We start from the raw sequence: 9,631 nt of genomic DNA, 5'->3' as shown, positions 1-9,631 counted from the left end.
CTGCATAGCAGGGATTTAGATATCGAAAAATTATAATGAATTTATATAGTTCACTCTATATGCAATGATCATCTTATACATACATTTTGAGTTGAAATGTATAAAGTGTATGTAAATCTGAAATAACACACGAAATGTAGCCTATTTTCATTCACCACCAGCACATTTCATTCATACAATATCTTGACTAAATAAACACCCAACTTACACATATACAGCTCTGGCTTAAGCAAGGAGGGTTATACCAGTTGAAGGAAAAAGCATATCAATCTAAACCATTACTCACAAAGAGAGAGAGAGAAGTATTTGAATTACTGGTTCAAGATAAAACGACGAAAGAAATTGCAAGTGAACTTTTTATTAGTGAAAAGACCGTACGCAACCATATATCAAATGCAATGCAAAAGCTAGGGGTTAAAGGACGCTCGCAAGCGGTTGTTGAACTTCTTCGTATGGGAGAACTCGAATTATAATAGAGGAAGCCGACTTTTAATAAAGGGTCGGCTATTTTTCTGTCTTGCAAATTATGAAGAAAAGGAGCAAAATAAAAAAGGTCCTGGTCTATACAGGTACATATTAAAAAAATGATTAACAGGATACTTTAGATTTATTACATTTTAAAGTATGTAAGATATACTAATAGTAAAAAAAGATGATGAATGAGAAAACGGGTGATTATGTTGAATAGAGCGATTGGTGTCATTGATTCAGGAGTAGGGGGATTAACAGTAGCGAAGGAGTTAATTCGTCAGCTGCCAAAAGAGCGTATTATATATTTAGGAGATACAGCACGTTGTCCTTATGGCCCGCGTTCTCGGGAGGAAGTGCGTCAATTCACATGGGAAATGACGGAGCATCTATTAGCGTTAAATATTAAAATGCTAGTCATTGCTTGTAATACTGCAACTGCAGTTGTATTAGAAGAGATGCAAAAACAGTTACCAATTCCAGTGGTAGGAGTCATTCACCCTGGTTCGCGTACAGCGTTAAAAGTAACAAATACGTACCATGTTGGAGTTATCGGTACAATCGGGACAGTGAAAAGTGGTGCGTATGAAGAAGCGTTAAAATCTATTAATAACCGCGTTATGGTAGAGAGTTTAGCATGTCCGCCATTTGTGGAACTTGTAGAGAGTGGAAACTTTGAGAGTGAAATGGCATATGAGGTTGTTAGAGGAACATTGCAACCATTAAAAAATACTGAAATCGATACACTGATTTTAGGGTGTACACATTACCCAATTTTAGGACCTGTTATTAAACGAGTAATGGGTGATAAAGTGCAGTTAATTAGTTCAGGTGATGAAACAGCTCGTGAAGTAAGTACGATTTTATACCACAGTAAGATGTTAAATGAGAGAGAAGAACAAAGTGATCATCTTTTCCTAACGACAGGGAAAATAGATTTATTCAAAGAAATTGCTTCTAAATGGTTCGGACAGCCAATAGAAAATGTGAAGCATATTCATTTAGAAACAAGATAATAGTAGATTCATATAAGAAACTCCTGAGAATTCAGGAGTTTTTTTACTTTATAAATTGTAATATAAGTTGTCATTGCTTGTTCTAAAACGATAAGAAGCTCGTATACATATAGTACAAACTTAGATTTTAGGGGGAATTGGTATGCCTAAATCCGCTTTTAAATGGCTTGTTTGTGTCACAGTAAGCGCAGCTTTATTATCAGGATGCGGTTTGTTAAATAAGGAGAAAGAAACAGAACAAATTGATCCACCGAAAAAAGTTTCGTATACAGAAGGTGAAAAGAAAGACACTGCAAAGAAGGACAAACAAGGAAAAACGATAAACAGAGAGTTGTACCTTGTTGATAAAAATGGTTATGTTGTACCACAAACAATAGCGATGCCTGTGCCAAAAGAGAATGAAGTTGTGAAACAAACATTAGAATACCTTGTGAAGGATGGTCCGGTAACGGATTTGTTGCCAAATGGATTTCAGGCGGTTCTTCCAGCGAATACAACGATGTCCGTTGATTTGAAAAAAGATGGGACAGCGGTTGTTGATTTTTCAAAGGAAATGAAAAGCTATAAAAAAGAAGAAGAGCGTCAAATCGTTGAATCGGTCGCTTGGACGTTAACACAATTTAAAGATATTAAACAAGTCAAATTTCAAATAAATGGTGAGAAATTGGCGAAAATGCCTGTTGGAGGTACGCCGCTCGGTGAGGCTGTGAGCCGTGCTGATGGTATTAACTTTGATGATGAACAAGTGGCAGATGTAACAAATACGAAACCTGTTACACTTTATTTCATGGCACAAAATAATAAACAACAGTACTATGTACCGGTAACGCGCCGTGTTGCGGAGGGAAAAGAAAATGAAGTGGAAACGGTTGTAAATGAGCTTGTAAAAGGGCCGTCTCATTCTTCTTTACTTAATGATTTTAACCCTGACGTGAAGCTTGTCAGTACACCGAAAGTACAAGATGGAAAGGTTACATTAAATTTTAATGAAAATATATATGCAAACAAAGATAAAAATATGATTTCAAATTATGTATTGCAAGCGCTCGTCTTATCTTTAACAGAAAAACAAGGGATGAAAAATGTTTCTGTTGAAGTAAATGGAAAAGCAAATCTTGTTAATGAGAAGGGTGAGAAACTAACAAAACCTGTTGATCGTCCACAAAACGTGAATACAGGTAGTTTTTAATCGCAAATAATTTGATATACTTATGTAAGAAAGGGGAATTGCTTTTGAGTTCCCCTTCTTCTATTGTTATACATATCATATATTTAAAGTTGGCTATACTAACAAGTAGTAGTTATGAGGGGGTTATTTTATGCGAGTAGATGGTAGAGGAGCAGCAGAATTACGCCATGTACATATTCATACAAATTATTTAAAACATCCGGAAGGGTCTGTACTCATTGAAGTTGGAGATACAAAGGTAATTTGTTCAGCAACGATTGAAGAGCGTGTACCACCGTTTATGCGTGGTGAAGGAAAAGGCTGGGTAACAGCAGAATATGCAATGATTCCACGTGCGACTGAGCAACGTACAATTCGTGAGTCTAGTAAAGGAAAGGTAACGGGACGTACGATGGAAATTCAACGTCTAATTGGACGAGCACTCCGTGCGGTTGTGGATTTAGAAGCGCTTGGTGAAAGAACGGTTTGGATTGACTGTGATGTGATTCAAGCGGATGGCGGAACGCGAACAGCGTCTATTACAGGTGCTTATGTGGCAATGGTATTAGCGTTTGATAAGCTATTACAAGCAGAAAAAGTATCTAAGATTCCAGTGAAAGATTATTTAGCTGCAACATCAGTTGGGATTGTTGAAGAACAAGGTGTTGTTTTAGATTTAAACTATGCAGAAGATTCTAAAGCTGATGTTGATATGAACGTTATTATGACCGGAAAAGGACAGTTTGTTGAAGTGCAAGGAACTGGAGAAGAAGCGACATTTAGCCGTGCTGAATTAAATGAATTACTTGATGCTGCAGAACAAGGAATTTTACAACTTGTTGAAAAACAAAAAGAAGCATTAGGTGACATCGTATCTCATATGGAGTAGAGGTGGAAATATGAAGGAAGTTGTTATTGCGACAAAAAACATGGGGAAAGTTCGTGAGTTTGCGGAACTATTTGAGAAATTTGATTTAGAGGTGAAATCTCTTTATGACTTCCCGCATATTGAAGAAGCAGAAGAAACTGGTGAAACGTTTGAAGAAAATGCAATTTTAAAAGCAGACAGTTTATGTAAACAGCTGAATGCGATTGTTATTGCGGATGATTCTGGTCTTATTATTGATGCTTTAAATGGAAATCCTGGTGTGCGCTCTGCTCGTTATGCTGGCGAACAAAAAGATGACCAGGCGAACATTGATAAGGTTTTAACAGAATTAGAGGACATTTCAATGGAAAAACGTACAGCACGTTTTTATTGCGCGCTAGCGGTTGCTTTCCCAGAAGATGATAAAGAACCGGTCATTGTAAGCGGCACGTGTGAAGGGAAGATTTTAGAGCAGCTACGTGGTGAAAATGGTTTTGGATACGATCCAATCTTTTATGTAGAAGAATATAAAGGAGCAATGGCTGAGTTAACTTCAGATGAGAAAAATGAAATTAGCCACCGCGGACGTGCACTTCGTAAGTTAGAAGAAAAAATCCCAGAATGGTTTTTAGGAGAGTAAGGGAGAGAGACTGATGAAGGCTTTGATCGTAAGTGATAGTCACAGCTCGGTGAAGGAGTTACAACAATTAAAAGAAATGTATGAGGGCAAAGTTGATGTCATGATTCATTGCGGTGACTCAGAGTTAACATTAGATCATCCGAATGTACAAGGGTTTCATATCGTAAAGGGAAATTGTGATTTCTGCAATAGCTTTAAGGATGAGATTGTTACTGATGTAAAGGGCGTACGCTTTTTGATTGTGCATGGGCACCGTCATAATGTGAAAATGACATTGCAGACATTGGCTTATCGGGCAGAAGAGGTAGGAGCGAATATTGTATGCTTTGGGCATTCACATATACTAGGAGCGGAAATGTATGAGGGGATTTTATTTATTAATCCAGGAAGCATTTTATTGCCACGTGCCCGTATAGAAAAAACATTTGCCTTGTTAGAAATGAATGAAAATGAAATGGAAGTTTCTTTTGAAACATTGGATGGACAGGTTGTTGAACAAGCAATTTTAAAAAGAGGATAAGAAAATTTATCCTCTTTTTAAAAAAGTATTGACTTTATCTGCGCATACAAATATAATAAACATTGTCGATAAGACATCAGAAAAAAATATGCGGGTGTAGTTTAGTGGTAAAACAAGAGCCTTCCAAGCTCTGGTCGAGAGTTCGATTCTCTTCACCCGCTCCATGTCCCAGTAGCTCAGCAGGATAGAGCAACGGCCTTCTAAGCCGTCGGTCGGGAGTTCGAATCTCTCCTGGGACGTCCTTTAAAACCTTTTGCGGTGACGTCAAAGTCCGCAATATATAAGCTCTTTAATTCGTAAGTTGAATCGTACAATGTGCGGTCGCTAACGAGTTAGGGGGCTTATTTTTTTATGTCAAAAAGACGTGATTCTTTAATGATTAGCGAAGACTTATCGAATGTTTTTAGCGACAGATTGAAAAGTGATCCAGGGAAGAAAGAGACCGCAGAGGGTCGTTATACATTTAATTTAACAATCGACAAAGCACTCGAAATAGTTGTGCGTCAAATGAAGGCGACTGGCTTACGTGAGCGTACGATAAATGACTACTATTTACACGTTAATCACTTTACGAAGATAACAGATACGCAATACTTAGAAGAATTAAACGTTAATCATATTTACGAGTGGTTATCGTCTATGAACGTTAGTAATCAAACGAAATTAACTCGTTTAAAGTGCTTAAAGGCGTTTCTAGGACGTTGCCACGATAACGGGTGGATTGATATTAACTTTTGGCGCAATGTGAAGATAAAAGTAGATACGCCTGTTAAAGAAGGTGCGACGGATAGAGAAATTAATATCCTGTTATCGGTACTCGATTTAACACGATTCTTAGATTTACGAGATGCTACTGCTATCTTACTTATGTATCAAACGGGAATACGCGTCGGTACATTGGCGCAATTAGAGCATAAGCACGTCGATTTAGATGCGAAAGTATTAAGTGTTGATGGCGGTATTATTAAGAATCATGAATCAATATATCTGCCGTTTGACGACACTCTTGCACGATTGCTAGACGTTCTTATGAAACAAAACGAAATTATTCGAAGAGAATACAACGTGAAAAATGAATATCTCTTTATTACGAAGAGTGGAGGAAGTGTCTTAACTAGTCCGACGAATAATATTATATCAAAACGAATGACTAAACACGCTAAAGAATACGGACTTAAAAATATTAATCCACACGCAATACGTAGAGGTTTTGCTAAGAACCTTCTAAAGAAAGGTGCAAATGTCGCGCTGATATCGAAAGCGCTAGGGCATAGTGATATATCCGTTACAACGCGTTATCTACATTTAGATAAAAACGAAGTAGCGGAAAGTCTACGGAATTTCTTGTAAATAAAAAAGAGCATCTTGGCGGATGCTCCTCGTAGGGTAGACTGTTGGCGCAGTCCGTGACCCAAAAAATTCAGATATAACTAAATAACGGACAATCCCGTACATTCAGTACCTTCATTTTATCCAAAAAACTTGGGAAATGCAAGGCTTCTTAAGTGCTGCCATTTTTAGGTGCTGAGGTACGGGATTTCCGAACGTGGAATTGCCTGTAAACCACGTTAAAAACTGACGTTGGCTTGCTATCGGTCGTGCAGGAAGTGCAGAGTACGCTTCTACAAGGATAGCGCCCCGTAACGTATTCCTATTCATGCGTTGCGGGAAGGTGAGAACGACCTTTAAAGGTTCGGGTGGTAGCCATTAGCATTACGGTGCTAGGGAACACGTTCAACTTGTCGCACAGGGGTGGCTTTGTGTAGTGGACAAGTCTTAGGCGAAGGACGTGCGCGATGAGAGTCGCCAAGTGAATAGGGTCTATACATACGGAATACTAGGCAAAGCAAGGCATGGCAAAACATAGACGCTTGTCTCTCTTACGCGCTTCGTTTATTTTTTAACGTTGCGTAGTAGGGGACAAGTCCGCCTGCCAGCCGTATCCTGGCTTCGCTTCGGCATGATAAAAACCGAAAAACCTTAAAGTCAAGGACAGAGCGACCAAGTCAAGCGGAAAATACGAAATATATAACGAAGGGAATCGATAAATATGGGAGGTACAGTAACGAAAGATAAATCGACAGGTAAATGGATGTTTGGTTTCGATAATACCAAGGACCCGTTGACTGGAAAGAGGAGGCAAATCCGTAGAAGGGGATTCAAAACGAGACGTGAAGCCCACGATGCTATGGTGAAGTTAAAAGCGGAAATATTAGGCGGTGAGCATTCGGACTTATCGAAACTATCGTACGCTACGTTTGTGGACGAATGGATGAAAGAGCGATCATTTTATTTACAAGAGTCTACTTACGAAATTCACAAAATGTACTTAGAAAACGTAATTAAACCGAGGATAGGACATTTTCAGTTAAGACAGATTGAACCGATACATATGCAAAAGTTTGTTAACGATTTAGTTATTGATGTAGGTTATTCGCCAGCGACAGTACATCTCGTCTATCGAATAATCAGTGCTTCGTTACGAAAAGCTAAAATTTTAAAATTGATCAGAGATAATCCTACAATAGGGATTACGCTGCCGAAGATGAGAAAAAAGCCAGAAATAAACGTATGGACCTTAGAGCAAGTTAACTATTTTATTGATGAATCGAAGAAAATTCAACGTCTTACTAGATGTTATATTGTATTCGTAATTGCGTTATTAACTGGTATGCGGCAAGGTGAAATTATGGCGTTAAGATGGACAGACATCGATTTTCAGAATCAAATCATATACGTAAGACAAACGTTAACCCAGACCGCTAAAATTAAATCTGGTGCTAAAAATAACGCGAGTGTACGCAATGTACATTTTCCAGCGAAACTAATAGAAGAACTAAAAATGCACCAAAAACGAATAATTGAAGAGAAGAAATACTATCAACGAGATTACCGGGATCATGGCTTAATAATATGTACACGTGACGGCCGACCGATGATTCCTCGTAATTTGCGAAAAGAATTCTACGGCTTGACTGAGAAACTCGGACTACCGAAAATACGATTTCATGATCTACGTCACACTCACGCGACTATGTTGATACAACAGAACGTTAATGTAAAGTTGATATCAGAACGGCTTGGCCACACCGACGTTCAAACTACTTTGAATACCTATAGTCATGTGCTGCCGACAATGCAGCGTGAGGTAGCGGATAAGCTGGATGAGATATTTGGGTGAAGCCGCCCTCCTTCTACTAGTAAAAAGGGTAAAGGACGTTAAGCCTAAGTAATCTTAAATTCGAAAGTTGTGGCGTTCATACTTCTGAGAGGGGTAGGGGTGCAGTACGTTCATTTATGCATTGTATGAGTACTTTGGATTCTCGCGCTTGTTAATGTTAATTAACGTTTGGTTGAGGTTAAGTTTTCATTTAGTTGATGTTAAGTGTTGAAATGTTGCTTAGAGCAACGTTATAATAGTACTAGGAATTCTAAGTCTTATAAGACGTAATTTTTATAGTTTAATGAATATTTGAAAGTACTCATGGAATACTATATAAAGAAAAAAGCCTCTCAGTGCGCCAACGCTGAAAGACTTTCGATAAAAATATTACTTCTTTCCCTTGCTCATGTTAATAATTCCCATAACGACCATGAGTAAAGAACAAACCGCAGTAACGGTGATTGCATCCATGTATGTATTCACCACCTTGCGAAAAGCCTTTCGTACGCCAATACGATGGGCTTTTTTCATATACTTGTATTATAACCCATCTTGTTTATAGATTCCAAAAGTTATTTTGTATACAAAAGGCAGTCCTTTTCTATTTTTATTGTACAGAGGATACTTTTTTCAAAATATACGGAGTTTCTTAGTAGGGTCATTTTACTGTTACAAATTCATTTACAAGCCTAGCTCTACTCTCTTTTGGATACGCATGTTTTTGTAGAAACTCTTGATGCCACGTTCTATCTTGTACACTTAACTTTTCTATTTTGTAACCTAAATAAGTGTTTAATTTATCTCGATTCAACTCAATTTCATAAACTAGTTCCTTGTATGGAATACTGATTGAAACGTTATCTAAAAACGAAAATTGACGTAGTAGACGAGCACTTTCTTGAGTTAGTATTTTATTAATCTTGTCGCCTGTTTCGAAGTATTCTTCGTATGCTTTAGCGTCATTACCTGCTTTTTCATTTAGTGCGACATATTCTTCAAAAGAATTAACGTATTGAATGTCGACGTTTTTAGAATCCTCGCTTATGCATACGTCCTTTAGAAATGGGCTTCCTTGTATATTCTTTACATACAAACGTAATGCGGGATGTCCTTGTGTAGCATCGATTACCCATGTTTTGCCTATCTTTTTTGATAGTACATCACCTTTTGCGCATAGATTTTTTATGTATCCAGGTGATAAGTCCCATAAAACCGCAGCTTCTTCTACTCCGATTACTTTATCTAAAATCATTTTAATCCTCCTTTAAATGCGATACCGCACATTTTTTATTGTTGTTTATATATTAACATGCGTTAACGCACTTTTCAAATTATTATTAGCGAAAAGTTAACAAAATTGAACAAAATCGATTATTCTCAACGTTAGACTGTACGTTTCACCAGCCGAACGCTCGTGACGCACGTCCACCCTCCGAAACTCACCCTTCAAGTAGTGTATATCGTATACATATCCCTGTTATGCAAGCGATGTATAAACCGCATTAAATCAACGTTCTTTATCGATGCATAAACGTTATAAATCATATGCAGTAATCGAAAAGTGTACAAACGTTGATATGACGGCGTTTATCTACCTTTGTAATCGTTGAAGTTACTTCGTATAACTATAATTATGTAAACTAACTATGAATGAAATACTGCATAAAAGCGGGCAATCACGAGTCGAAAAAAAATGCCGGGGGCGCTCTCTTCGACGACCTCTCGCCCAGGCACGGAAAACATGCGCGCAGTATTTTTTTAACACGGGACTTGAAATCGCCAGTATAC

9 protein-coding genes and 2 tRNA genes are annotated in these 9,631 nt (G+C 37.9%); 10 read left to right on the top strand and 1 reads right to left on the bottom strand.

From position 1 onward, the window contains the following. The first annotated feature begins 248 nt into the window (after positions 1-248). From gerE to V7183_RS18250, 10 genes are all read left to right on the top strand, one after another. Complete coding sequence (gene gerE, locus V7183_RS18295) at positions 249-473, top strand: spore germination transcription factor GerE (RefSeq protein WP_000659494.1); 225 nt, start codon at positions 249-251, stop codon at positions 471-473. 201 nt (positions 474-674) lie between these two features. Next, positions 675-1,484: a glutamate racemase gene (gene racE / locus V7183_RS18290; protein ID WP_097898150.1), complete on the top strand. Its 810-nt coding sequence runs from the start codon at positions 675-677 to the stop codon at positions 1,482-1,484. 142 nt (positions 1,485-1,626) lie between these two features. Then, positions 1,627-2,673 carry a GerMN domain-containing protein gene (locus V7183_RS18285; protein ID WP_097898137.1) on the top strand — a complete coding sequence of 349 codons (1,047 nt, stop codon included), beginning with the start codon at positions 1,627-1,629 and terminating at the stop codon, positions 2,671-2,673. Positions 2,674-2,803: 130 nt separating this feature from the next. Further along, the gene (gene rph / locus V7183_RS18280) at positions 2,804-3,541 is read left to right on the top strand and encodes a ribonuclease PH (RefSeq protein WP_097898136.1); all 738 of its coding nucleotides are present in this window, start codon (positions 2,804-2,806) and stop codon (positions 3,539-3,541) included. Between the two features lie 10 nt (positions 3,542-3,551). Next, positions 3,552-4,160, top strand: coding sequence for an XTP/dITP diphosphatase (locus tag V7183_RS18275; RefSeq protein ID WP_335360382.1), 609 nt, complete (start codon positions 3,552-3,554; stop codon positions 4,158-4,160). Positions 4,161-4,173: 13 nt separating this feature from the next. Continuing rightward, positions 4,174-4,680, top strand: a complete 507-nt coding sequence (locus V7183_RS18270; RefSeq protein WP_335360381.1) for a metallophosphoesterase family protein — start codon at positions 4,174-4,176, stop codon at positions 4,678-4,680. 90 nt (positions 4,681-4,770) lie between these two features. Next, a tRNA-Gly gene (locus tag V7183_RS18265) sits at positions 4,771-4,844 on the top strand. Position 4,845: 1 nt separating this feature from the next. Continuing rightward, positions 4,846-4,919, top strand: a tRNA-Arg gene (locus V7183_RS18260). Between the two features lie 112 nt (positions 4,920-5,031). Beyond that, entirely contained in the window at positions 5,032-6,030 is a 999-nt protein-coding gene (locus tag V7183_RS18255; protein ID WP_335360380.1) for a tyrosine-type recombinase/integrase, read from the top strand. Between the two features lie 700 nt (positions 6,031-6,730). Then, entirely contained in the window at positions 6,731-7,861 is a 1,131-nt protein-coding gene (locus V7183_RS18250; protein WP_335360379.1) for a site-specific integrase, read from the top strand. A 640-nt stretch (positions 7,862-8,501) separates the two neighbouring features. Here V7183_RS18250 and V7183_RS18245 read toward each other — a convergent pair. Continuing rightward, a complete protein-coding gene (locus V7183_RS18245; RefSeq protein WP_335360378.1) occupies positions 8,502-9,095 on the bottom strand; it encodes a hypothetical protein in 594 nt (197 codons plus the stop codon). Between the last annotated feature and the right edge of the window lie 536 nt (positions 9,096-9,631).

Source organism: Bacillus sp. JJ1127, from assembly GCF_036965845.1.
Classification (GTDB): Bacteria; Bacillota; Bacilli; order Bacillales; family Bacillaceae_G; genus Bacillus_A.
Note: the sequence above shows the minus strand (reverse complement) of the source record. Positions and strands in the feature narration are given on the sequence as shown.